At 51.6% G+C, this 24,866-nt stretch carries 25 protein-coding genes and 1 tRNA gene; 18 read left to right on the plus strand and 8 right to left on the minus strand.

Annotated elements, in window-relative coordinates; all coding sequences use genetic code 11:
* The 5 genes from GKAS_RS09120 to GKAS_RS09140 all read left to right on the plus strand — a co-directional run.
* On the plus strand, positions 1 to 375 hold a 375-nt coding region (locus GKAS_RS09120), incomplete at its 5' end, for a DUF932 domain-containing protein (protein WP_035893664.1).
* A gap of 216 nt (positions 376 to 591) precedes the next feature.
* Positions 592 to 1,293, plus strand: coding sequence for a DeoR family transcriptional regulator (locus tag GKAS_RS09125; RefSeq protein ID WP_015063051.1), 702 nt, complete (start codon positions 592 to 594; stop codon positions 1,291 to 1,293).
* Positions 1,294 to 1,333: 40 nt separating this feature from the next.
* Positions 1,334 to 1,570 (plus strand): protein YpjK, encoded by a 237-nt coding sequence (gene ypjK / locus GKAS_RS09130; RefSeq protein ID WP_015063050.1) that lies wholly within the window; start codon positions 1,334 to 1,336, stop codon positions 1,568 to 1,570.
* Positions 1,570 to 2,013: a YfjS/YafY family lipoprotein gene (locus tag GKAS_RS09135; RefSeq protein ID WP_015063049.1), complete on the plus strand. Its 444-nt coding sequence runs from the start codon at positions 1,570 to 1,572 to the stop codon at positions 2,011 to 2,013. Before ypjK ends, GKAS_RS09135 begins: the two co-directional genes overlap by 1 nt.
* Before the next feature lie 24 nt (positions 2,014 to 2,037).
* Entirely contained in the window at positions 2,038 to 2,505 is a 468-nt protein-coding gene (locus tag GKAS_RS09140; RefSeq protein WP_015063048.1) for a hypothetical protein, read from the plus strand.
* Positions 2,506 to 2,806: 301 nt separating this feature from the next.
* Here the strand turns inward: GKAS_RS09140 and GKAS_RS09145 are convergent, their stop codons facing one another.
* Positions 2,807 to 3,730, minus strand: a complete 924-nt coding sequence (locus tag GKAS_RS09145) for a phage exclusion protein Lit family protein (RefSeq protein WP_227745126.1) — start codon at positions 3,728 to 3,730, stop codon at positions 2,807 to 2,809.
* Between the two features lie 573 nt (positions 3,731 to 4,303).
* Here GKAS_RS09145 and GKAS_RS09150 point away from each other — a divergent pair.
* The 8 genes from GKAS_RS09150 (at position 4,304) to GKAS_RS09185 (ending at position 12,880) form a co-directional block, all read left to right on the plus strand.
* Positions 4,304 to 6,613: a tellurite resistance TerB family protein gene (locus GKAS_RS09150; protein ID WP_035893670.1), complete on the plus strand. Its 2,310-nt coding sequence runs from the start codon at positions 4,304 to 4,306 to the stop codon at positions 6,611 to 6,613.
* A gap of 3 nt (positions 6,614 to 6,616) precedes the next feature.
* Complete coding sequence (locus GKAS_RS09155) at positions 6,617 to 7,933, plus strand: ATP-binding protein (protein ID WP_015063045.1); 1,317 nt, start codon at positions 6,617 to 6,619, stop codon at positions 7,931 to 7,933.
* Positions 7,930 to 10,125: a DEAD/DEAH box helicase gene (locus tag GKAS_RS09160; protein WP_035893672.1), complete on the plus strand. Its 2,196-nt coding sequence runs from the start codon at positions 7,930 to 7,932 to the stop codon at positions 10,123 to 10,125. The genes GKAS_RS09155 and GKAS_RS09160 overlap by 4 nt, the downstream gene beginning before the upstream one ends.
* A gap of 854 nt (positions 10,126 to 10,979) precedes the next feature.
* On the plus strand, positions 10,980 to 11,459 hold the full coding sequence (locus GKAS_RS09165; RefSeq protein ID WP_015063037.1) for an antirestriction protein: 480 nt from the start codon (positions 10,980 to 10,982) through the stop codon (positions 11,457 to 11,459).
* A 15-nt stretch (positions 11,460 to 11,474) separates the two neighbouring features.
* Positions 11,475 to 11,951 carry a JAB domain-containing protein gene (locus GKAS_RS09170; protein WP_015063036.1) on the plus strand — a complete coding sequence of 159 codons (477 nt, stop codon included), beginning with the start codon at positions 11,475 to 11,477 and terminating at the stop codon, positions 11,949 to 11,951.
* A 9-nt stretch (positions 11,952 to 11,960) separates the two neighbouring features.
* Positions 11,961 to 12,182 (plus strand): DUF987 domain-containing protein, encoded by a 222-nt coding sequence (locus GKAS_RS09175; protein WP_035893674.1) that lies wholly within the window; start codon positions 11,961 to 11,963, stop codon positions 12,180 to 12,182.
* An 18-nt stretch (positions 12,183 to 12,200) separates the two neighbouring features.
* Positions 12,201 to 12,518: a type IV toxin-antitoxin system YeeU family antitoxin gene (locus tag GKAS_RS09180; RefSeq protein WP_035893676.1), complete on the plus strand. Its 318-nt coding sequence runs from the start codon at positions 12,201 to 12,203 to the stop codon at positions 12,516 to 12,518.
* A gap of 20 nt (positions 12,519 to 12,538) precedes the next feature.
* The gene (locus GKAS_RS09185; RefSeq protein ID WP_015063033.1) at positions 12,539 to 12,880 is read left to right on the plus strand and encodes a TA system toxin CbtA family protein; all 342 of its coding nucleotides are present in this window, start codon (positions 12,539 to 12,541) and stop codon (positions 12,878 to 12,880) included.
* 161 nt (positions 12,881 to 13,041) lie between these two features.
* On the opposite strand, the gene GKAS_RS09190 is transcribed toward GKAS_RS09185, so the two are convergent.
* Positions 13,042 to 13,117: transfer RNA gene (locus GKAS_RS09190), tRNA-Ile, on the minus strand.
* Positions 13,118 to 13,244: 127 nt separating this feature from the next.
* On the opposite strand from GKAS_RS09190, the gene mug reads away from it, so the two are divergent.
* A complete protein-coding gene (mug, locus tag GKAS_RS09195) occupies positions 13,245 to 13,751 on the plus strand; it encodes a G/U mismatch-specific DNA glycosylase (protein WP_035893679.1) in 507 nt (168 codons plus the stop codon).
* Positions 13,752 to 13,844: 93 nt separating this feature from the next.
* Here the strand turns inward: mug and rpoD are convergent, their stop codons facing one another.
* From rpoD to rpsU, 3 genes are all read right to left on the minus strand, one after another.
* Entirely contained in the window at positions 13,845 to 15,689 is a 1,845-nt protein-coding gene (gene rpoD, locus GKAS_RS09200; RefSeq protein ID WP_035893681.1) for an RNA polymerase sigma factor RpoD, read from the minus strand.
* Positions 15,690 to 15,842: 153 nt separating this feature from the next.
* Positions 15,843 to 17,585 (minus strand): DNA primase, encoded by a 1,743-nt coding sequence (dnaG, locus tag GKAS_RS09205; protein WP_035893683.1) that lies wholly within the window; start codon positions 17,583 to 17,585, stop codon positions 15,843 to 15,845.
* A 238-nt stretch (positions 17,586 to 17,823) separates the two neighbouring features.
* Positions 17,824 to 18,039, minus strand: a complete 216-nt coding sequence (gene rpsU, locus GKAS_RS09210) for a 30S ribosomal protein S21 (RefSeq protein WP_001144069.1) — start codon at positions 18,037 to 18,039, stop codon at positions 17,824 to 17,826.
* A gap of 236 nt (positions 18,040 to 18,275) precedes the next feature.
* Here rpsU and tsaD point away from each other — a divergent pair, with 236 nt between their 5' ends.
* Positions 18,276 to 19,289, plus strand: a complete 1,014-nt coding sequence (tsaD, locus tag GKAS_RS09215) for a tRNA (adenosine(37)-N6)-threonylcarbamoyltransferase complex transferase subunit TsaD (RefSeq protein ID WP_035893686.1) — start codon at positions 18,276 to 18,278, stop codon at positions 19,287 to 19,289.
* Between the two features lie 94 nt (positions 19,290 to 19,383).
* On the opposite strand, the gene plsY is transcribed toward tsaD, so the two are convergent.
* A complete protein-coding gene (gene plsY, locus GKAS_RS09220; RefSeq protein ID WP_035893688.1) occupies positions 19,384 to 20,004 on the minus strand; it encodes a glycerol-3-phosphate 1-O-acyltransferase PlsY in 621 nt (206 codons plus the stop codon).
* Between the two features lie 107 nt (positions 20,005 to 20,111).
* Here plsY and folB point away from each other — a divergent pair, with 107 nt between their 5' ends.
* Entirely contained in the window at positions 20,112 to 20,471 is a 360-nt protein-coding gene (gene folB / locus GKAS_RS09225) for a bifunctional dihydroneopterin aldolase/7,8-dihydroneopterin epimerase (RefSeq protein ID WP_035893690.1), read from the plus strand.
* A gap of 92 nt (positions 20,472 to 20,563) precedes the next feature.
* Positions 20,564 to 21,385, plus strand: a complete 822-nt coding sequence (bacA, locus tag GKAS_RS09230; protein WP_035893692.1) for an undecaprenyl-diphosphate phosphatase — start codon at positions 20,564 to 20,566, stop codon at positions 21,383 to 21,385.
* Positions 21,386 to 21,395: 10 nt separating this feature from the next.
* Here bacA and GKAS_RS09235 read toward each other — a convergent pair whose 3' ends face one another.
* On the minus strand, positions 21,396 to 22,637 hold the full coding sequence (locus tag GKAS_RS09235) for a multifunctional CCA addition/repair protein (RefSeq protein ID WP_035893694.1): 1,242 nt from the start codon (positions 22,635 to 22,637) through the stop codon (positions 21,396 to 21,398).
* A 68-nt stretch (positions 22,638 to 22,705) separates the two neighbouring features.
* Positions 22,706 to 23,326: a TIGR04211 family SH3 domain-containing protein gene (locus tag GKAS_RS09240; protein WP_035893696.1), complete on the minus strand. Its 621-nt coding sequence runs from the start codon at positions 23,324 to 23,326 to the stop codon at positions 22,706 to 22,708.
* A 234-nt stretch (positions 23,327 to 23,560) separates the two neighbouring features.
* On the opposite strand from GKAS_RS09240, the gene GKAS_RS09245 reads away from it, so the two are divergent.
* The gene (locus GKAS_RS09245) at positions 23,561 to 24,862 is read left to right on the plus strand and encodes a CYTH domain-containing protein (protein ID WP_035893698.1); all 1,302 of its coding nucleotides are present in this window, start codon (positions 23,561 to 23,563) and stop codon (positions 24,860 to 24,862) included.
* Positions 24,863 to 24,866 lie beyond the last annotated feature (4 nt).

The raw sequence follows: 24,866 nt of genomic DNA on the forward strand, positions 1-24,866 counted from the left end.
ATTGAGGGGGCCTATGAGGTGCTGGGGATTTTTGAGCGTGTGGAAGAAAAGCGGGATGTCATGCAGTCGTTGCTTTTACCGCCACCTGCGCAGCAGGCGCTGGCAAAAGCCGCGCTAACGTATCGCTTTGGTGAGGACCACCAGCCGGTTACTGAATCGCAGATACTCTCCCCGCGCCGCTGGCAGGATGAGAGCAATGACCTGTGGACTACCTATCAGCGGATTCAGGAAAACCTGATTAAGGGCGGACTCAGCGGGCGTAATGTTAAAGGCGAACGAACGCATACTCGTGCCGTGCGTGGCATTGACGGGGACGTGAAGCTTAACCGTGCGCTGTGGGTGATGGCTGAAACACTGCTCACACAACTGCAGTAGACGTTTTATGTTGCCACATTGTTATTATCGGACACCACCTGTCCGAATTGCTACGTGCTCGTGTGCCTCAATCTCCCGGTAATAGCCTGTAACCCCCGTTACATCTGGCTTTTGCAGAAATAAAAAATAGTTTCTGCGTTGTCCATACCCTGTCCGCCCCCCTGTTTAAAGTAATCACATCATTTTCAGTCAGTTAACTTTCCTGGAGAACCTCTCATGACACAGGCAGAACGCCGCCATGACCGGCTGGCTGTCAGGCTGTCACTGATAATCAGCCGTCTGGTGGCGGGTGAAACGTTGAGTGTGCGCAAACTGGCCGCTGAGTTTGGCGTGTCAGTGCGCACGCTGCGGCGTGATTTTCGTGAGCGACTGATGTATCTGGACTTGGAGTATCAGTCCGGATACTGCCGCTTACGCACTGCTGGCAGCGAGATGCAGATGGTGCCCGACGTGCTTATCTTTGCCCACCGCAGCGGGCTGGCCGGACTTTTCCCCGGCCTTGACCGCCGTCTGGTGAACGCACTGCTGATGTGCGATGAGTCTCCCTGCGTGATAGCACCAGCTAGTCCGGTTCCTTCGCCTTCAGGAGCATTGTCTTTCTGGAGACTGATTCAGGCCATTACCGGGCGCAGGCGGGTGACGCTGATTGCCGAGGGGCAGCGCTGTGAGCGGCTGGCTCCCTGCCGGTTACTCATCCACCAGCAGGCCTGGTATCTGGTGGCGGAACACGACGGACATATCGCCGTATTCACCCTGGATGAGATCCATCTGGTTCAGCTCCTGCAGGAGAGTTTCCGGCGTAACGACAGTCTGTGTCGTCTTGTTGAAGACCCGGTCTTTATTCAGACCTTACCCCATTTTCGCTTTATCCAGCAGTCACTGCTTACGTTTGTTCCGGCCGACAGTCCACCAGAATAGCGCAAGCGTTGTTATCAACCCGGCAACAGGGAGGAGCCCTATGCCCGTAATTGCCATTATCGCCATTGTTGCCATCGTCATCATTCTGAACAAAACCGGGGTGTCCGACAGCCTCACGGCCCTGACACTTGCCACCGTTGCTGCACTGTTGACGGGCGGAGGTGCAGCCGGTGCTGCCAGTGTTGCACTGACGCCGTTCGCCGGTGTGCCGGTGGGTATTTTTGTGGGGATTTATGTCTTTGCCAAAGTGGTTCGTCTGATTTCAGGAAAAAAATAATGAAACGTAAAACACTACCTCTGCTGGCACTGGTTGCCACCACTCTGTTTCTGAGCGCCTGCGATGACAGAAGTGATGAACTGAAGGCCATCAGCAAGTTCAAGGATCTCACCCCGCCGCGCTTCAGCGATGTGGTCAGTCGTCAGGATGATGTCAGCGAAGAATGGTCACAGGTTGGCTTCTCATCCGGTCTCACCCTGCAGGTCTTACGTACCCGCCAGTTGCCCGATGGCTGCGAGGGCGGTAGTTACTACTACCTCGTGGATATGCAGGAAAAAACCGTCCAGCCGCTGATGAATGCGCTTTGTATTGCCGACAATATCAAACTGGAATACCACGAGGTTACGGACCGGTATACGAAGGAAAAATACTTTGAGTACTCCCATGACGGAAAACTGATGGGTCGGCTGCTGATACCCTCAAACCCTGAGAACCACGAATAAAAAACAACGATAAAGGAGACAGAAATGACAATAGGTTCACTAAGCCGGTTTGTACTGGCATGTTCACTGTTTACCAGTTTTACAGCCTCTGCGGTTCCTGGACTCTGGCAGCAGGGCTATGGCCAGGGCAATACGGAATACAACGTGACGGATGCCAGTGGGAAAATGTTTACCATCAATTGCACGGGAAATCCGGACCAGAACGGTTTCTACCAGCATTCTGTTTTTCTGACCCAGACGGATAACAGGATGGTCAGTTCGCACGATGACGGCACCACGATCACCGTGGTAATGAATCACCAGCAGTACGTTATTCCGTCCAGACTAGGCTGGCGAAATGGGGATAACGCCTGGTATGACTTCATCAGCGATATCCGCAAAGCCCGACAGTTTGAGGTCTACGTCAATGACCGCAAAGCGGGCTCTTTCAGTGCTGACTCGACGAATGCAGCGAAGGTCCTGCCCACTCCCGGAGAGTGTGGTAACGACTGATACCCGCATTTTCTCCCACAAACCAACCCCGACAACCTCCTGGCTGCCGGGGTTTTCTTTTACCCATAGCCTGAAATGTCCCGACCGGTATTATTTACATTATAAGAATGAGCTTTGACCCGTTGAACTCACAGCACAGAGCGGACAGAAATCAAGGTCAATAAGGTCTGCTTCAGACAAAGAGCGGTCATTCAATGATAGAAGATTCTATTTCATTTTTGTGCCAGAAGCTGCCGCTCAGTAACTCCCGCAATAAACGGCGCGAGGAATGAGCGTCCGGCGACCGAATTTGATTACCTTGTTATATGCCATTTTCAAGATCTGCGATTAGGTCAAAGCATAGCGATTTATAATCCTTTACGATCTTCGGCTGAATGGTTATTGAATGATATTTCAGCAACGCAAGGGCGAATGAGGAAAAATACAGCCAGAACCAGTCATCTTCCGGTAAATTGACATCTTGCACAGTCGCCGACCAACGCCCGTAAATGGGAGGATGAGTCTCTGAACCCGCGAGGCGGTTTCTTCCTGTTGCGAAAAGGATAAAGGCGGATGCTAGAGCGATCCCCATCATACGCTTCATCCTAACCTTTTCCGGGGGATACCCACTGCTTGCGGCGTACTGATCGATCTTGGATATCATCATATCTTTAGCGAACTGATCACACAGATATTCTTCGTCCTTCGGGTCTTCCGGTGCATTTCCTTCAGCTGAGAAAATTACGTGCTTCAGTTCATGTAAAAATACATATGCCGTAGCCATGCACGTGAGATCATATACTGCAGCGCGCTCTGAATCTGACGGCCTACCCTTCTCAGGATCAGGAATAGCCACTGGCCATTCAAAGTCGTCTTCATGAAATGCAGTGCTCAGGTCTTTCACTGCATCAAGTATCGACTTGAAGGCTTCATCTTCTGCTGCCTGATCTGGAATCTTGTTGATTTCGTTTATGTCGAGAGTGGTACCGAATGATTTGAACAATACGATCAACGAAGAATAACAATGTAACGCCTGCCTTCCCGCATAACCGAAAAGCCACATTTGACGCATTGATCTGCTGGTGTACTGGATTGCGGAGAACCCTCCAGCATCTAAGTTAAATCCTTCGCGGTCAGCAATCAGTCGGAACTGGGCATCATAATCGTTAGCGATAGATTCAATCTCTGATGCTCTCTCAGGAACAACACCGTCAAAAAGTTTTCGAACAATGTCTGTCGTTTCCACTAGCCCTCCTATAGCATATAACAGTGCGTTATACCGGTCCCGCAAGGTCGGCTTCCTTGCAAGCCAGATTACCTTGTAAGGTCAGAAAGTCCAATGACAGCTTTATGTACGAAGCAGTCATTGAGCTACTACGTATAAATGACCGCTCCTGGCCCACAGCAGACAAGCTTAGGATGCTGAAGGTCTGCTGAGAGCGATAAACGGAAATTCGAGACGGTATAGTCTCTAAAAGCTTCCCTGCCATAAAGTTGCCGACATTCTCAGCGAATAGGTAAGTATCATCATACAGTGGTCAGATGTGCATCCGCAGTACATTTGCTCGCATGTTAACGTAGCAGTAGTACAACATCATTTAGAGACGAATGGCCTAACAGGTTTTAACACCTTAAGATTTCACTGCTGGTTAAACACATTATTAAATGATTTTTATCATTTAAATCATTGGGTTAATTTTAATTGTGATTTGCTTTTAACCCTCGCAATTTAGAAGTATTATTTTGAGATTAATCCACTTGCCCTGCCTTCATCACTGCTTGTAAATATGCGTGAAGAATGATTTTAAGGTTATATATCATGGAGTTATTGAAGTTTTTGGCGGCGATTTTTGTCATTTACTTGTTGTTTTTTAGAAAGAAAAAACGTAAATCTCCAAAGTCTTATGCTTCAGACCCCGTGAAAGCACCGCCAAAAGAATGGCTCGCTGACATCAAGAAAAAAGAGGCGGTTGTGCGAAACGATGATAGTGAAGACGATAACCTTGCAACTTTTACATTGAGCGGTGGCCGGGGTGTTGAACTTCGGGTGACAACCAATCATTACCGCAACACCTCAAAGTCAGCAGGTGCACTAGCTCGATGGGTACTTCCGGGTGAGATGATAACTGTAGCTGGTGTAGCAATTAGCGGTGGCCACATTTACGTGGGGCAACGTATGAAGCCCTCCGGTCAGGAATCAGGCGGCTATTATGACGATGGAAGTGAGGCATCATTAATTGATGACACATGTAAGATAAAACCTACTTCTTATCTTTACGAGGACAGTTCATTAGGATACTGGCCCAGTTTTTCCTCTCTTTCCCCAGAAGCACGCGGTGCGTATGTCAGTTGGCTTGCCAGCGATAGGTCTGATCCATCGTGTCCTATCGGCTATGTTTTTATCTACCTCTACGGCCTGGAAAGAAAAGCGCTCGTAGATTCCACTGACCCAAAATTCCCTGATGCTGAGTTCCGTAATCTGTTCAATGAAGTCGCTCGGTTAAGATCGGTATTCATTGAGAACCGCTCCTTCCGTGGATATTCGACCCAATTACTCGAAGCCATGTCTATTCTGCGCCCGAACATGGGCTTAGCCACTGAGCTCGATAGCAATTCAGGTTTCAGCAACAGCATGCAATTTAAGCTGGCTCTGGCAAAAACTGTACATGAAGGAGTTCCTGTATCAGCTGAACTGGCGTTGAACTGGGTAATAAACTACACCGAGTATTCGCTGCGTACCCCGGCTCGCCGCTGTGCTAAAGAGTTTGCTGCGCTTTTCAAACGGCGTTACACCCTCAAATATGGTGAAGGGATGGTCGTTAAGGCGAATAAAACGCGCCTAAGGTTAGATTACACACCAGCAAGTCCTAGTTTGCGAGGTGTTCGACTTCCTGTTCCCGACCTGCCTGATCCAAGTGCGTTGAAGAGCCCTGTCCAGAAAATTATGGCTCTTGCCGATATATGTACAGATGAACTTGATGCTTATAGTCGCTACCTTGGTAGGAAAGGTACGTCAGTCAATGATACGGCTGCAATTATGCTGCTCCCTTCAGAGATCGTTAATGAAAGCGCAGAAAAAATATTAAGCTCATTCAAACGCTGGGCTGATGAGGCGATCCTCGTCAAGGAGGGGTTAGTCTCAGTTGCTGACTTTTGGGCACATATGAATGCCAGTTGCCCCAATAAGATCAATAAAAAAGAGGCCGATTTGATGCAGGCCTTTGCTCTGAAGATGGGTTACGGTCTGGCACCTGACCCGTATTATCACCATGTGAAGGCGGATGTTGATGGGACACTTGTTCTATTCCCTGCCGCCGAAGGTGGACGCTTCTCACCTTCTCCTGAATTTATCTCAGCCGTAATGACGCTCAGATTAGGGGCGATGGTCGCCTTGATTGACGATTCTCTTGATCAAGCTGAACAGAAAGTGCTTGAGAATGCCATCAACAACAATCCTGGCTTCACCGATGATGAAAAACGCTCTCTACATGCGTATTTAACGTGGCAACTTCATACCCCAGCCAATATGACAGGAATAAAAAGTAGGATTGAGTTGATGGGGGCCGCGGAAAAAGCTGCTGTGGGTAAGGTTATCGTTAGTGTTGCCTGTTCGGATGGGACAATAGCGCCTGCCGAAATCAAACAGCTTGAGAAGATTTATTCAAGTTTGGGGCTGGATCCCTCATCTGTCTCGAGCAATATCCATCAGCATTCCGCAACTGAACATGATCTCGTCTCGTCTGTACCAACTGATCAGCCAGCAGCAGGGTTCACACTGGATGCTAATGTACTTGCCCGCCACGAATCTGCCACGGATGATGTTCGTAAATTGCTGAACACAATTTTCACCGAAGAAGAACCGGAAGAGCCAGAAAGCGCTCCAGCCTCATCAACGGAGGCGGGGGGGCTTGACTCCGCACATAGCCAGCTTTATCGCAGTTTGCTGGAGAAAGAACAGTGGTCCCGAAAAGAGGCGACAGAATTGTGCGGAAATTTGAATTTGATGCTCGGCGGTGCGCTTGAGGTGATCAATGACTGGTCCTATGCGGTGGTTGATGCTCCAGTACTGGACGATGCCGATGATGATATCTGGGTTGACCTGGAAATTGCCAAAGAATTAGAGGGATAGTGAATGTCTGTAACACGTATAAGAGTGAAAGAACGTGACGCTATTATTCAGTCACTTAAGTCAGGTGTAACGCCAAGGATAGGCATTCAGCATATCCAGGTTGGCCGCGTGAATGAGATCACCGCTCTCCACCAGGATATTGAGAGGACTGCTGACGGTGGTGCAAGCTTCAGACTTATCATCGGTGAATATGGTTCTGGTAAAACGTTCTTTCTGAGTGTTGTGCGCTCTATTGCGCTAGAGAAGAAGCTGGTGTCAGTCAGTGCAGACCTTTCTCCTGACAGACGCATTCACTCATCGGGAGGTCAGGCTCGTAATCTCTATTCTGAGCTTATGAAAAACATGTCCACCAGAAACAAGCCGGATGGTAATGCGTTACTTAGCGTTGTTGAAAGATTCGTTACGGAGGCAAGAAAGGAAGCGGACACGGACGGCTCCGAGGTTTCATCAGTTATTCATAAACGCCTGGCAGCTCTGTCAGATATGGTGGGTGGATATGACTTTGCGAAGGTCATTGATGCATTCTGGCGCGGGCATGAGCAGGATAACGAAACGCTAAAATCCAATGCTATTCGCTGGTTGCGGGGAGAGTACACCACCAAAACTGATGCCCGTAACGATCTCGACGTTCGGACTATTATCTCAGACGCATCATTCTATGATTCTTTGAAGCTGATGAGCCTTTTTGTCCGCCAGGCAGGCTATGCCGGTCTTTTGGTCAGCCTCGACGAAATGGTGAACCTCTTTAAGCTGAATAATACGCAAGCAAGAACAGCGAACTACGAACAGATTTTGCGGATCCTGAATGACTGCCTGCAAGGCTCAGCCGAGAACATTGGTTTTATCCTCGGGGGTACGCCAGAGTTTCTTTTCGATCCGCGTAAAGGTCTTTACAGCTATGAGGCGCTCCAGTCGCGTCTGGCGGAAAACCGGTTCGCGCAAAAAGCAGGAGTGATTGACTACTCATCCCCCACTTTGCATCTTGCCAGCCTCACCCCTGAGGAACTGTATATTTTGCTGAGAAATCTTCGTCATGTTTATGCCGGTGGAGATCCAGAGAATTATCTGGTACCAGATGAGGCACTGACTGGATTCCTGCATCACTGTAGTAAAACCATTGGAGACGCTTACTTCCGTACCCCCCGTAATACCATAAAAGGTTTCCTGGACATGCTGGCCGTGCTGGAACAAAACAGAACGATGAACTGGCAAACACTAATCGAGGGTGTGGCGATTGAAGAGGACCGGCCCAGCGATATGGATGACACCACTACGGAGGAAAGCGATGACGACGACGGACTGGCGAACTTCAAACTATGAGCAGTGCCTACGATAGCCTCGATCCCCGCGTCCGTAAGTGGGTTTACAAGCAGGGGTGGTCGACATTAAGGCCCTTGCAGGAGAGTTCTATCCCGGCAATTTTAGCCCGTGATCGAGACGTGCTAATCAGTGCAGGTACAGCAGCGGGTAAAACAGAGGCTTTCTTTCTTCCTGCCTGTTCGGCAGTTGCAGATCTCACGAATGGATTTGGCATCGTCTATATCAGTCCGTTGAAGGCATTGATTAACGATCAGTACCGTCGTCTTGGGAGCCTTGGAGATGCATTGGAAATGCCAGTGACTCCCTGGCACGGGGATGTACCACAAAGCAAAAAGAAGAAGGCTCGGACGAACCCTGCTGGCATTTTACTGATTACACCTGAGTCACTTGAGTCTTTGCTCATAAATTCAATGGGCTGGCTCAAACAGGCGTTTTCTTCAGTCGCATACATCGTTATTGATGAGTTTCATGCTTTTATTGGTTCAGAGCGTGGTGTACAGCTGCTTTCTCTGCTCAATAGAATTGACCATGTGCTAGGATGCCAGGTAAATCCAATTCCCCGCGTTGCGTTGAGTGCCACGCTGGGGGAACTGGAGAAAGTGCCCGAAATGTTGCGCCCGGACAAACGACTCCCCTGCGTAACTGTTACAGATAGTAATAGCATGGCCACTCTTCAGGTACAGGTCAAAGGGTACCTGGAGCGAGTGATCCAAAATGAGGAAGAACTTCAGAGTTCAGCTGAACATGACGTTTGCGCTGACATTTTTAGACTTTGCCGTGGCGATTCTCATTTGGTCTTTGCAAACAGCCGAAAACGCACTGAAAGCATTGCGGCAACGCTGAGCGACATGTGTGAGGAACAAATTGTTCCGAATGAATTTTTCCCCCACCATGGTTCCCTTGCCAAGGAATTACGTGAGGTGCTTGAATCTCGTCTTCAGAAAGGAAATTTGCCCACAACAGCTGTTTGTACAATGACGCTTGAGTTGGGAATTGATATCGGTAAGGTTAAGTCGGTTATCCAAGTTACGCCTCCGCATTCTGTTTCCAGTTTGCGCCAGCGAATGGGGCGTTCTGGGCGACGCGATTCCCCGTCAGTACTCAGAATGCTAATTACAGAAAATGAGCTTACTGTGAGTAGCAGTATCGTTGATCACCTACGACTCCAGTTGGTGCAGTCGATGGCAATGATCAGGTTGATGATCTCTAAACAATGGTTTGAGCCTGCCGATTCCCGGCAGATGCATTACTCCACGCTGCTACACCAGATTCTTGCAATTACCGCACAATGGGGTGGAGTTCGTGCCGACCAGCTCTGGTCACAACTATGCCAGACAGGGCCGTTCAGAAATGTAGATTTAAACGATTTCAAAAGCCTGCTTAAACATATGGGAGCATGTGGCCTACTCACTCAACTTGCTAGCGGCGAAATGGTTGTTGGGGCAGAGGGGGAGAAACTGACTAACCATTATACTTTTTATGCCGTGTTCAATACACCAGAAGAGTTCCGCATTATCACCGGAAACAGAATCCTTGGAACAGTGCCTGTGGACTCCCCACTGCTACCAGACCAACACATCATCTTCGGTGGGCGGCGCTGGAAAGTGACAGAGATCGAGACAGAGAAAAAAGTTATCTATGTAGAGGCAACCAAAGGCGGTCAGCCACCACAATTTAGTGGGGGAGGTATGTCTGTTCATGATGCCGTTCGTCAGGAAATGCTCGCTATCTATAGGGAAGGTGATTACCGCATAGCAATAGGTAGCAAGAAAGTAGATTATGCCGATACTGCCGCCAGAAACCTATTTGCGGAAGGCTGTAGTAACTTTCAGCGTTTTAAACTTCAAAATGAGTGTTTTATTACGAGTGGACAACACTGTTACGTAATACCCTGGATGGGGGATAAAGTTGTCAATACGATTACAGCCTTGCTCATACGTTGTGGTTTTAAAGCAAATTCATTTGCTGGCGTTATAGAAATCGATAACTCCAGTGTAGCTTCCGTTCAGCACGCGCTCAAAGAAATGCTGTTGTCAGGCTTGCCATCTGCATTTGATCTTGCCACAGATGTTCCAGAAAAGTACTTAGATAAATATGACGAGTATTTACCAGAGTCCCTTCTTGCGAAAGGTTATGGTGCAAAGGCGTATGAAACAGAAGGTACGCGCATCTGGTTGCAGAAACATCTTTAGTAATCTGGATATGTAATCAGGGTATAAATAAGACATATATACCCTGAATTTTTTATTTCCCTGTAGATTTACTAGGCTTTAGTCCCGGGGTATTACCAGGAGTATCTTTATTATCACGTCGACGTTGATCCGGTTTTCCTGTCGATTTAGCAATTGGTTTTGGACCAGGTTTAAGACCCATGATAGTTATCCTTTAGAGGTGTAAGAGGGAAGCCTCAACATTGATATATTGGATAATGTGAAATTTTTCAATGGGAGCGATCAACATATCCAATGATTAACTCGATATTGTGAACAGTGTCCGCTTCTGGCACATGGCTGCCAGTCACCCACGATCTGAAATTTATAATTGACGCAACTACAGCTTTAAGTTATCTGCTTGAATTATAAATTATTTCATATAGATATTATCTCTGTGAATCCCTCGCATCCATTATTGGTTGCGAGGTTTTTTATTTTTCACGCAGAGATCTCCGTATGCAAAAATCTGGCTGCTCTCAGGCCTTTGAGCAATTGCTGACTTCGATACCTCACACCCTAAGCAGTACGAGCCGATGATCGCCCCTTATCGGTGGATAAACACTTTATCGTAACGTCACGCTGGCGTATCGACGGGGATGTGAAGCTCAATAGTGCACTGTGGTTGATGACGGAGAACATGCTCGTTCTGTTCAGTCAGCTGCAGGCAAAAAAACACACCGGTACTTGGGGCCAGATAGCCTGACTTTACGCTCTCCATTCTCTCCAAATCCATATCCCGTTCGCGGGAATTTCTCATATACCGCATTGTAAGCCCTGACAGGAAACCCGCCTGCGGCATATCTGCGACTGTAATAACCGAAAGGAAAATCACTATGTATAACGACACAACGTCAAAACACAATGATCATCATAATCACAGCCAGAAAGAGCCGACCGGAGATAAATTACTTCATGCCACTGTGATGCCTGATGGAATGCGTATCAGCTTCTGGCCGCAGCACTTCGGCACTATTCCGCAGTGGATAACCCTGGAGCCCCGCATCTTCGCCTGGATGAACCGCTTCTGCGCGGATTACAGCGGTGGCATCTGGCAGTTTTACACGCTGAGCAACGGCGGGGCCTTTATGGCACCCGATGCTGACCGCAATGAGACATGGAGTCTGTTCAATAATTTGAACGGTAATGGCGTGGAAATGAGCGCAGAAGCCGCAGGTATTGCCGTCTGCCTGATTGAATACAGCCATCACGCCTGCCGTACAGAGTGTGACGCGATGACCGCGCACTATTACCGTCTGCGGGACTACGCCCTGCAGCATCCAGAAGCCCACGCCATTCTGCGCATCATTGACTGACCGGAGGAACAACGAATGAAACAGCTTTCCTTTTTACCCGGCGAGATAACGCCACAGGACCGGCGTCTCATCCAGCGGGCACTCAGGGTTCTGGACAGACATCTGCATGAGCCCGGGGTGGCCTTCACCTCCACACACGCCGTCCGTGAATGGCTGCGACTGCATATGGCCGCGCTTGAGCGGGAAGAGTTCCGGGTGTTGTATCTGGACAACCAGAATCAGCTGATTGCCCATGAGACGCTCTTTACCGGCACGATTAACCGCACCGAGGTGCATCCCCGGGAGGTGGTTAAACGTGCCCTGTACTTTAACGCGGCAGCAGTGATACTGGCCCATAACCATCCTTCCGGCGAGACGACACCCAGCCAGGCCGATAAAGCCCTCACGCAGCGACTGGTGCAGGTGCTTCAGCTGGTGGATATCCGCGTCCCTGACCATCTGATTATTGGTGGCAGGCAAATCTATTCGTTCGCAGAACACGGTCTGCTGTGAGGAAGCCTCATGAAAATAATCAGTAAATCTGATGCCATGCGACTTCACCACCAGCATCCACAGTCCCGAATCTTTCGTTACTGCACCGGCAAATACCAGTGGCATGGCAGCATTCGTCATTACTTCGGTAAAGACATCCCGGATGTTCCCGGTATGCTGGCGGTATACGCCGAACGCCGCCAGGACCGCTACGGGCCGTATGCCTGCCTGATGAGTATTACCCTGAACTGACAATAAAGGAGGTTATCAATGAGCAACATCACATTGGGCCTGCAGCGGGATATCACGCCACGCCTGGGAGCCCGTCTGGTACAGGAGGGGAACCGGCTGCATTATTTAGCTGACCGGGCCAGTATCACCGGTAAGTTCAGCGAAGCAGAATGTCTTAAGTTGGATGTGGTATTCCCGCATTTTATCAGCCAGATGGAATCGATGCTGACTACTGGTGAAATGAATCCTCGCCATGCCCACTGTGTCACCCTGTACCACAATGATTTCACCTGCGAAGCCGACACCCTTGGCAGTTGCGGCTATGTATACATCGCCGTCTATCCCACTCAACGCTAACGAATTTCACGAGAGCAAATATGAAAACTTTACCTGCAACAACTCAGCGGGCGGTGAAGCCCTGCCTGTCACCCGTGGCTGTCTGGCAAATGTTACTGACACGCCTGCTGGAACAGCACTATGGTCTCACCCTCAACGACACACCGTTCAGTGAGGAACGTGTTATACAGGAACATATCGACACTGGGATCTCGCTGGCTGATGCCGTGAATTTTCTGGTGGAAAAATACGAACTGGTGCGTATCGACAGGAAGGGATTTAGCTGGCAGGAACAATCCCCTTACCTTCGGGCTGTCGATATTCTGCGAGCGCGGCAGGTAACTGGCTTGTTGCGGCAAAGCCGTAAAAATTCGGTACGGTGAATATTACAGGCCGTGCTACTGACTTTCATCACTATCCGGGAGGGCTTGCAACGAGATGAAGAGGGCCGGGTAGCAATTCCTTACCTGACCCATTACCTGACCCAAATTGCATCCAAAGAAAAAGGAGTCAGACGATTTATCATCTAACTCCTTGTTTTATTTGGTGGCCCCTGTTGGGTTTGAACCAACGACCAAGCGATTATGAGTCGCCTGCTCTAACCACTGAGCTAAGGGGCCATGATAGCGGACGATTATAAAGTAACAGCGAGCGCCAATCCAGCGTTAAGCGTGCACATGCTGTTTTTATAAACAATGCATTTTCAATTCGTTATACTGATCTCACGATGTATTGATCGAGAATATTATGGTTAAGGACATTATTGATTCGGGGCTGCGGGTGCTGTTCTGCGGCATTAACCCGGGGCTGTCATCTTCTTCTCTGGGCTATCCCTTTGCCCATCCGGCAAACCGCTTCTGGAAGGTGCTGCACCTTGCGGGGTTTACCGAGCGTCAGCTGAAGCCGGAAGAGGCGGAGCAGATGCTGACGTTCCATTGTGGCGTCACCAAGCTGGTTGAGCGCCCGACGGTGCAGGCGAGTGAGGTCAGTCTGCAGGAACTGCGCAGCGGCGGGCAGGCGCTGATTGAGAAGGTTGAGCGTTACAAGCCAGCTGCGCTGGCGGTGCTCGGCAAGCAGGCCTTTGAGCGTGGCTTAGGGCAGCGCGGGGCGACGTGGGGTAAGCAGACCTACATGATTGGTGATACCGAGGTGTGGGTGTTGCCGAACCCAAGTGGGCTGAGCCGGATTACGCTGGATAAGCTTGTTGAGGCGTATCAGGAACTGGACGTGGCGTTGAAAACGCGCGGCCTGTAGCCCGGCCAAGCGTAGCGCCGCCGGGAAATGCACCGAATTACAGGCAAAAAAAAGCTCCCATCAGGGAGCTTTTTTACGTTCTTACCGGGGCGATTAATCGTCCAGGAAGCTACGCAGCACTTCAGAGCGGCTTGGGTGACGCAGTTTACGCAGCGCCTTCGCTTCGATCTGACGGATACGTTCGCGGGTAACGTCAAACTGTTTACCCACTTCTTCCAGCGTGTGGTCGGTGTTCATATCGATACCGAAACGCATACGCAGGACTTTCGCTTCACGGGCGGTCAGGCCAGCCAGAACGTCGTGGGTGGCAGCACGCAGGCTCTCGGTGGTCGCAGAGTCCAGCGGCAGCTCGAGGGTGGTATCCTCGATGAAATCACCCAGATGCGAATCTTCATCGTCGCCGATTGGCGTTTCCATGGAGATTGGCTCTTTGGCGATTTTCAGCACCTTACGGATCTTATCTTCTGGCATCAGCATGCGCTCGGCCAGCTCTTCCGGCGTCGGTTCACGACCCATCTCTTGCAGCATCTGGCGGGAGATACGGTTGAGCTTGTTGATGGTCTCAATCATATGCACCGGAATACGGATGGTGCGCGCCTGGTCTGCGATAGAACGGGTGATCGCCTGACGGATCCACCAGGTTGCGTAGGTGGAGAACTTGTAGCCGCGACGGTATTCAAACTTATCTACCGCTTTCATCAGGCCGATGTTGCCTTCCTGAATCAGGTCGAGGAACTGCAGACCACGGTTGGTGTATTTCTTAGCGATAGAAATAACCAGACGTAAGTTTGCTTCAACCATCTCTTTCTTCGCGCGGCGGGCTTTCGCTTCACCGATGGACATACGACGGTTGATATCTTTAACCTGCTCGATGGTCAGGCCGGTCTCTTCTTCAATCTGCTGCAGTTTCTGCAGGCTGCGCATAACGTCTTCTTTTACGTCGTGCAGCTTTTCAGACCACGGTTTGTTCATCGCGATAGCCGCGTTGAACCAGGTTTCGCTGGTTTCATTGCCGGTGAACAGAGTGATGAAGTTTTTCTTCGGCATTTTGCACTGTTCAACGCACATCTTCATGATGATACGTTCCTGGGTACGCACGCGGTCCATCATGGTACGCATGCTGTTTACCAGGTAGTCGAACTGCTTCGGTACCAGACGGAACTGCTTGAACACTTCAGACAGCTTCAGGATCTCTTCCTGAGCGCTGGCATGGCTACGGCCTTTTGCTTTGATCGTGTCGCGAGTGATTTCGTACTGAGTACGCAGCTCGCCAAATTTCTCACGCGCCAGCTCTGGGTCGATGCTGTTGTCATCGTCGCTGCTATCGTCGCTGTCGTCGTCTTCGTCTTCATCGTCGTCATCCATCTCTTCCTGAGACAGTTCGGAACCGACGTGAGTGGCGGTAGGCGCCATATCTTCTTCAGCGTTCGGGTCAACGAAACCGGTGATCAGGTCAGACAGACGCGCTTCTTCAGCTTCAACGCGATCGTACTGTTCCAGCAGGTAGGTAATGGCTTCTGGGTATTCGGCAACGGAGCACTGAACCTGGTTGATCCCGTCTTCGATGCGTTTAGCGATGTCGATTTCGCCTTCGCGGGTCAGCAGTTCTACCGTACCCATTTCGCGCATGTACATACGCACCGGGTCGGTTGTACGCCCGATTTCGGATTCCACGCTGGACAGAACCTGTGCAGCCGCTTCTTCCGCGTCTTCATCAGTGTTGTTGGAGGTTTCAGCCAGCAACAGATCATCGGCATCCGGCGCTTCTTCCATCACCTGAATGCCCATGTCGTTGATCATTTGGATGATGTCTTCGATCTGATCTGAATCGACGATATCTTCCGGCAGATGGTCATTGACCTCGGCATAGGTCAGATAGCCTTGCTCCTTACCACGCTGGACAAGAAGCTTGAGCTGTGACTGCGGGTTTTGCTCCATAAGACGGTATCCACACTTAATTCATTTGATTGGTGTCGGTCGGCGAACGAACCGCCGACATTTAAAGCGAGGGCGTACTTATATTAGTGCCGCTGCGCCTCGAGCGGCTGTCGGGGGCTTCCCGATCGGTATTCGGCAGTTAAGCCGTTAAATTCATTTTTTTTCGAGGGCCTGTCTGATTTCCCAGAACTCCCTGCGTTCTTCACTGCTTAAACCGTGCGTGCGATCGCGAGCTATCAACTCTTCCTGTCGCTGTTCAAGCATTGAATCAAAAATTCGGTTGAGCGTATCGGTGAACATTTTTTCAACGTTCTCATCCTTTATATCGTTCCAGGCTGAGAGTTTTTCAAGTGTTGAGTACTCACTTGTTCCACGATAGTTCTCTAAAAGCTGGCCCGTTGTCAGGCCCGGTTGCGCAACGCACAGGTTCACCAACTGGGTGAACAGGCTGAGACCTGGTAGCTTTGTCTGAGCCAGCCCATGCATAGGAGGTACAAGTGGTGCCAGATTTGGGTTTTGCACCAGTAGCCCTATAAGTATACGCATAGGCGTCTGTTTTATCTGCTGAGTCGGGCGAACAACGCCACTTTCTGCCTGTTTAGGCATTAAACGATCAAGTTGTGCATCGTCAAAGATGCCTAGCTTCAGACCCAGCGTCTGGCGCAGCTGAATGCGGTGCGCATCGCCCGGTACCTGGCTGATTAACGGGAGCGCCAGGGCAGCGAGCTGCGTGCTGCCGTCTGGCGTGCTCAGGTCAACCTGTGGCAGGAGGCTATTAAATAAGAACACGGAGAGCGGTTGAGCATGCTCCATCCGGGCTTCAAAAGCCTCTTTGCCTTCTTTACGAACCAGCGTGTCCGGGTCTTCACCGTCGGGCAGGAACATAAAGCGTAGCTGACGACCGTCGGTCATGTAAGGCATGGCCGTTTCCAGCGCACGCCATGCGGCATCGCGCCCGGCGCGGTCGCCGTCGTAACAGCAAATTACGTTATTCGTCGCACGGAACAGCATATGCATGTGGTCGGCTGTGGTTGATGTACCCAGTGAAGCCACCGCGTAGTTAATACCGTATTGCGCCAGAGCGACGACATCCATATAACCTTCGACAACCAGCAGGCGCTGGGGTTCCGCGCTGTGCTGCTGGGCTTCATAAAGGCCATAAAGCTGGCGACCTTTATGGAAAATATCGGTTTCCGGGGAGTTGAGGTATTTCGGCGTGTCGTTACCTAATACGCGACCTCCAAATCCAATAACCCGGCCTCGTTTGTCGCGAATCGGGAACATTACGCGATTGCGAAAACGGTCGTACGTTCTTCCCTGGTCGTTGTTGACCAGCATTCCGGCATCGAGCAGCAGCTTTCTGTTGTCGACATTACCGCCGAAACGTTTTAAGGCGTTGTCCCAGCCTGGCGGTGCAAAACCAATAGCAAAACGCTGGACAATCTCGGCACTCAGGCCGCGTTGCTCCAGGTACTGGCGTGCAGGCTCGGCGATGGGTTGTGTGAAGGATTGCTGATAAAAATCATTTAATCCTTCCATGAGTTGATAGAGATTTTGTCGTTGATGACGCTCTATCTGGCTCAGGCCTGTTCCGGCTTCATACGGCACTTCAAGATTGTGCATGGCCGCCAGTTCTTCAACGGTTTCAACGAACTCGAGCTTGTCGTAGTTCATCAGAAAGTCGATGGCATTGCCGTGTGCGCCGCAGCCGAAGCAGTGATAAAACTGCTTATCACCGTTTACGGTGAAAGAGGGGGTTTTCTCGTTATGGAACGGACAGCACGCATGGTAATTCTTGCCCTGTTTTTTAAGCTTCACCCGGGCATCGATCAGATCGATGATGTCGGTGCGTGCCAGCAGGTCATTGATGAATACGCGTGGGATTCGTCCAGCCATAAGCCCCGTTTATTTACACTTCATCCTTCAAACTGTCTCTGCGTTGGCCGCGTTCGTTCACCCCTGTCACTTACTTATGTAAGCTCCGGGGATTCACTCACTTGCCGCCTTGATACAGCATGAATGATTTTGTGTAAATGCTGATTTATAAACGAAAACAAGCCGCGCATTCCTTTCGGAAGCACGGCCTTGCAACTACAACTCGGTCTGACAATTGAGAGCCGATGCTCTCAAAAGATTAGTACAGACGAGTACGGCGTGCGTTTTCGCGAGCCAGTTTCTTCGCGTGACGTTTCACTGCAGAAGCTTTAGCGCGCTTACGTTCGGTAGTCGGTTTTTCATAGAACTCACGACGACGAACTTCCGCCAGAACACCTGCTTTTTCGCAGGAACGCTTGAAGCGACGCAGAGCTACGTCGAACGGCTCGTTTTCACGTACTTTAATTACCGGCATGTGCCTCTCACCTTTGATTAATTCGGTTTGCTGCTGGCATCAGCGCCAGCTTATTTCAAAATGGTGCGGAATTTTACTGCAACTACTGCTGCTTTGTAAAGCACCGGTGCCTTTTTTGAAATGAACTTTTTAAGGGTGAGGAGTATACACGAGGCAGCTTCCTGGGGCGAACAATGTTTTACAAGCCGGGATAGAAAACCTAAACTGCGCGGTATTGAAACGAGGTAAATATAGCCATGCGTGTACTGGGTATTGAAACATCCTGCGATGAAACCGGCATCGCAATTTATGACGACGAAAAAGGTCTGTTAGCCAACCAACTGTATAGTCAGGTGAAATTACACGCTGACTACGGCGGCGTGGTGCCTGAACTGGCTTCGCGCGACCACGTGCGTAAAACGGTGCCGCTGATTCAGGAGGCCTTAAAAGAGGCTAATTTGACGGCGAAAGATATTGATGCTGTGGCCTATACCGCAGGCCCGGGTCTGGTCGGGGCGCTGCTGGTTGGCGCAACCGTTGGTCGTTCGCTGGCGTTTGCCTGGAACGTGCCGGCTATTCCTGTACACCATATGGAAGGACACCTTCTGGCACCGATGCTGGAAGATAACCCACCTGAATACCCGTTTGTGGCGCTGCTGGTTTCCGGCGGCCATACGCAGCTGATTAGCGTGACCGGTATCGGTGAATACACGCTACTCGGTGAGTCGATTGACGATGCGGCTGGCGAAGCCTTTGATAAAACGGCGAAGCTGCTCGGTCTGGATTACCCTGGCGGCCCGATGCTGTCGAAACTGGCTTCTCAGGGCACGGAAGGGCGCTTTGTCTTCCCGCGTCCGATGACCGACCGCCCGGGGCTGGATTTCAGCTTCTCTGGCCTGAAAACGTTCGCGGCTAATACCATTCGTAACAACGCGGCTGACGACCAAACTCGTGCCGATATCGCCCGTGCATTTGAAGATGCGGTGGTGGATACGCTGATGATCAAGTGCAAACGCGCGCTGGATCAAACCGGCTTCAAGCGTCTGGTGATAGCGGGCGGCGTGAGCGCCAACCGTACGCTGCGCGCGAAGCTGGCAGAAATGATGCAAAAACGTCGCGGCGAGGTGTTCTATGCGCGCCCTGAGTTCTGTACCGATAACGGCGCGATGATTGCCTATGCGGGGATGGTGCGTCTGAAAACCGGCGTGAATGAATCGCTGGGTGTGACCGTTCGCCCGCGCTGGCCGCTGGCTGAACTGCCAGCCGCATAAGATATGCCCGATGGTAGCCCGGGCGAGGCGTTTACGCCGACCCCGGGGCTGTCCCAGCGTCGCGAAGCTCTGCCGGGCGACGTCAATTCTTCTGCTACTCTTCTTCTTTCTTCTGCTTACGCTTTTTCAAACGTGCCCAGATTTTTGTCTCCTGACGTCGCCATAGGCGCTGGATATTGTCATGATGACGTAACAGAATCAGGCATGAGAGCATCGATACCGGGAAGGTGTACTGGGGTTTAAACCACCAGACGTAAAACGGCGCGACCAGCGCGCTGACGATGGCGCCAAGCGAAGAATAGCCGCTGAGCAAAATAGTCAGCAGCCAGGTCCCGGCCATCACGCCGGTGAGATCCCAGCCGATGGGCGCAATGGCGCCGAAAGCGGTAGCAACGCCTTTACCGCCCTGGAAATGGAAAAATACCGGCCAGATGTGGCCCAGACAGGCGGCAATCGCCACCAGGCCTAGCCAGAATGGAGAAAGGCCAAGGGCATACGCGCCCCAAACGGGCAGCATCCCTTTCAGGATGTCGAAAATCAGCACGGCTGCGGCTGCGCCTTTTCCGCCGATGCGTAACACGTTAGTGGCCCCGGGATTACCGGAACCACTGGCGCGAGGGTCAGGTAACCCCGCGATGCGGCAGACCAGAATGGCGCTGGAAATTGAGCCGCAAAGGTAGGCGAGGAGGATCATTCCAGGCTCGATTGCACTCATAACGCTGTTCCATTTTGAAAATGTCGAAGTATTCTCTGCATCTGTGGATAATACGCATAATTCGCCGGAAGTGGTATCCGGTTTAGCCTAAAACCAAGCAGGTCGTGATGGATATTGTATTTATAGAGCAACTTTCGGTAATCACCACTATTGGTGTTTATGACTGGGAACAAACCATTGAACAGAAGCTGGTGTTCGATATCGAATTAGGCTGGGATAACCGTAAAGCCGCCGCCAGCGACAACGTGGATGACTGCCTGAGCTACGCGGATATCAGCGAAGCGGTGGTTAAGCATGTCGAAGGCAGCCGTTTTGCGTTGGTCGAACGCGTGGCGGAAGAAGTCGCCGAGCTGCTGATGTCTCGCTTTAACTCCCCGTGGGTGCGCATCAAAGTGAGCAAACCGGGTGCCGTCGCCCGCGCGGCGAACGTCGGCGTTATTATTGAGCGTGGCCATAATCTGAAATAAAAGTATCAGCAGTAATATTATTTAAACCAAAGTGATTTATACCGGTCATAGTGCCGGGTTTATTTTATTGTTTACTTTTTAAGGGTTTATTAATGAGCGATATACACTCGCTGCTGGTCGCGGCAATTTTGGGTGTGGTCGAAGGACTGACGGAGTTTCTGCCCGTATCCAGTACCGGACATATGATAATCGTAGGTCACCTACTGGGGTTTGAAGGAGAAACGGCGGATACCTTTGAAGTGGTTATCCAGCTAGGTTCGATTCTGGCCGTGGTGGTGATGTTCTGGCGCCGCCTGTTTGGGCTGATTGGCATCAACTTCGGGCGTCCGCCGGTTCACGAAGGTGAAGGCTCCGGGCGTTTATCGCTGATTCATATTCTGCTTGGCATGATCCCCGCGGTGGTACTGGGATTAGTGCTGCACGATAAAATTAAATCGCTGTTTAATCCGGTTAACGTGATGTACGCCCTGATTGTGGGCGGCCTGCTGTTAATCGCCGCCGAGCTGCTGAAGCCGAAAAAACCAAGCGCGGTGGGCATTGATGATATGAGCTACCGTCAGGCCTTTGCGATTGGCTGCTTCCAGTGTCTCGCGCTGTGGCCAGGCTTCTCCCGCTCCGGGGCGACGATTTCCGGCGGTATGCTGATGGGCGTGAGTCGCTACGCGGCCTCTGAGTTCTCGTTCTTGCTGGCGGTGCCGATGATGATGGGCGCGACGGTGCTGGATCTCTACAAGAGCTGGCACTTCCTGACCGCCGCCGACATCCCGATGTTTGCGGTAGGTTTTGTGATGGCTTTCCTGGTTGCGCTGGTGGCGATTAAAACCTTCCTGCAGCTCGTGAAGCGGATTTCGTTTATTCCGTTCGCTATCTACCGCTTCATTGTGGCGGCCGCCGTCTACGTGGTCTTCTTCTGATGAAGAGCCCTCAGTCTTTGGGCTGAGGGCAGCGCTTTTCCTTCCAGTTTGCTACCGCCAGAATACGACGGAGCGTCAGTTCTTCACGAATCTCCGGCCCTTTAAAGCCATCGTCGATAACTTCTTTATTACCCACGGCTTTCGCCGCCAGCCAGGCTTCGCGGAGCAAGCGCCCTTGCGGATAGTCACAGGCTTCAAAGTGGGTTCGACCCCGCACGTCAGCCTCGCTGGTCAGCGCAATCTGTTCAACGCGCTGTGGTTTACGCCAGGCGTCGATCGAGTCAAACAGCTTCACCAGCGTTTTGGGTTGCAGAATAGGCAGGGTATGGATGAGGTCGTGGAACTCGGCAACCAGCTTTGCCAGGTCGCGCATCTCGTTGGGTACCTTCAGGCGCTGGCAGAGCTGTTCAACCAGCTTCACGCCCGCCGGGCCGTGGCCATGATGACGCGGCCAGAATTCTTTTGGCGTGAGGCCTTTGCCTAAATCGTGGCACAGCGTGGCGAAGCGCACATCAATTTCCGGGCTCAGCATTGCTGCCATCGTCAACGTCATTAACGTATGCACGCCGGTATCAATTTCCGGATGCCATTTTTCTGGTGCCGGTACGCCATACAGTGCATCAATTTCCGGGAATAAAACCTTCAGCGCGCCGCAGTCGCGAAGCGTCTGGAAGAACACCTGTGGGTTACGCGTGCCGAGCGCATTTTCTGTTTCTTTCCATACGCGTTCTGGCGTCAGATGGGCGAGCTCGCCAGCGTCGGTCATTTCGCGCATCAGCGTCATGGTTTCATCGGCAATACGGAAACTCAGATGGGCATAGCGCGCGGCAAAGCGCGCGACGCGCAGCACGCGAAGTGGGTCTTCACCGAAAGCCGGGGAAACGTGGCGCAGAATGCGCTGCTGGAGGTCGGTCTGGCCACCGTAAGGGTCGATAATCGTACCGTCGGCATCCTGAGCCAGCGCGTTGACGGTTAAATCGCGGCGCAGCAGGTCCTGCTCCAGCGTGACGTCCGGCGCGGCATAGCAGGTAAAGCCGGTATAGCCCGAGCCCGATTTACGCTCGGTGCGGGCAAGCGCGTACTCTTCGTGGCTTTCTGGGTGGAGGAATACAGGGAAATCGCGGCCTACCTGCTGGTAGCCCGCGTCGAGCATTTGCTGTGGCGTAGCGCCAACCACCACCCAATCTTTATCTTTGACCGGTAGTCCTAACAACCCGTCCCGAACTGCACCACCGACCAGATAACTCTTCACGCCACGCTTCTCCTCGACATTATTCTTTCTGGATAATACGAAAGAAGCACTGAGAACGCGAATCGGGGTTAGTTCATCCAGCGATCTTTACGCTTACGGCTCGGAATGATGTGCGGCAGAACCAGACCCAGGAGCAAGCCCATACCCAGCACACCGCCACCGTACATAAACCACTGCATAATGATGGTGCGTTGTTTGTCATCCAGCTGCAGGTTAGCGGCGTTCACTTTTTTCTGCGCGACAATAAGCTCATTCTTTAGCTTCTGGTTTTCATTTTTTAAACCATTAATCACGCTATCACTCTGGGCGACCTTTTTCTGCATTTCTGCGGTGCGCTGGTTCCAGGTGGTGTCGATATTGTTGAGCTTATCGGTCAGGGTTTTGACCTGATTTTCCAGATCCGGCACTCGGGTACGCAGGCTAGGCGTAGCGGTCAGTTCTTTCAGCGGGATCCAGGCGGTGCGGCCGTTGCTGTCGCGAACCTGGCCGTACTGGGTCGCATCGTTGGTCTGCAGCAGGGTCACTTCTTCGCCCGCATTCACCGTGCCTGCCAGGCGGTAGTTATCACCCGGGCCGCTGCGGACCCAGGTGTTCAATTCGTCGGAAACGTAGCGCTTTTCATCAGCGTGCGCGATGGTGGAAGCGGTAAGTGTCAGTAAAGTAATGGCAATTAAGCGTAATTTTGGCATCAGATCATCGTTTTTGTCATAAAAGTGGAACGATAGTAGTGGCAACAGTCTGACGACGCAAAGCATTCTGCGGCAATCAGAATCCTCCAGGAGGAAAAAACGCCATCAGCGATTAGCCCGACAAATTGCGCATTGCATGGCAATTTGTCGCAAAATACTATCTACTGACAAAAAGAATACCTGTAAGTTCGCCACAAAGGTATTTCCGGGCAACGAAACCACAAGAATTCAATCATGGCTCAAGAAATCGAATTAAAATTTATTGTCGATAACGCTGGCGTTGAGACGCTGCGTAACCACCTTAACACCCTCGATGCAGAGCACACGCCTGCAACTCAGTTACTGAATATCTACTACGAAACCGCCGATAACTGGCTGCGCCGCCACGATATGGGGCTGCGCATTCGCGGCGATAACGGTCGCTATGAGATGACGATGAAAATCGCCGGGCGCACCGTGGGCGGGCTGCACCAGCGCCCGGAATACAATATTGATATCAGTACTCCCGAGCTGGCGCTCGATAAGCTGCCAGCAGAAGTCTGGCCGAACGGTGAGATGCCGGAAGGGCTAGCGGAGCAGGTGCAGCCGTTGTTCAGCACCGATTTCCTTCGCGAGAAATGGGTGGTGTCACAGGGGAAAAGCCGCATTGAGGTCGCGCTGGATCTGGGCGACGTTAAAGCCGGTGAGCATCAGGAAGCTATCTGCGAACTGGAGCTTGAACTGCTGAACGGCGAGACCGCCGACGTGCTGGCGCTGGCGAAACAGCTGGCGGAAACCGGCCTGCTGCGTCAAGGCAGCCTGAGCAAAGCCGCTCGCGGATACCATCTGGCGCAGGGCAATGAAGCGCGCGCGATGAAACCGCTGAGCATTCTTTCACTGCCGCCGAAAGCGACGGTAGGCCAGGCGCTGGAAGCTGCGCTGGAAAAAGCGCTCGCCCACTGGCAGTACCACGAAGAACTGTGGCTGCGCGGCAACAAAAAGGCAAAAGTGGAAGTGCTGAATGCGCTGGGCCTGGTGCGCCATATTCTGACGCTGTTTGGCGGCATTGTGCCGCGTAAGGCCAGCGCCGCGCTGCGCGATGGGCTAACCCAGATTGATGCGCTGATGGCGAGCGAGGCATCCGCACACGACGTGGTATTCAGCCGTGAGACGGCGCTGACGAAGCTTGCTTACACCGAATGGCTGGTACTGCGCGGCTGGGAGGCATTCCTGGACGCTAAAGCAGAAGCCAAAATGGCCGACTCATTTAAGCGCTTTGCCGATATTCATCTTTCTCGTCAGGCCGCTGAGCTGCGCACCGTTTTTGCTTACCCGTTGGGTGATGCTTACGGCGATCAACTGCCGCGTCTGATCCGCGATATCAACACCGTTCAACTGCTGGCGGGTTATTACGATACCGACCAGGCTGAACGCTGGCTGGCGAACTGGCAGGGCTTGCGCCACGCGATTGAAACTCGCCAACACATCGAAATTGAACATTTCCGTAATGAGGCTCTGTCGGTCGAGCCATTCTGGCTACACAGCGGAAAACGTTAATTAA

This window comes from Kluyvera ascorbata ATCC 33433, assembly GCF_000735365.1.
Lineage (GTDB): Bacteria > Pseudomonadota > Gammaproteobacteria > Enterobacterales > Enterobacteriaceae > Kluyvera > Kluyvera ascorbata.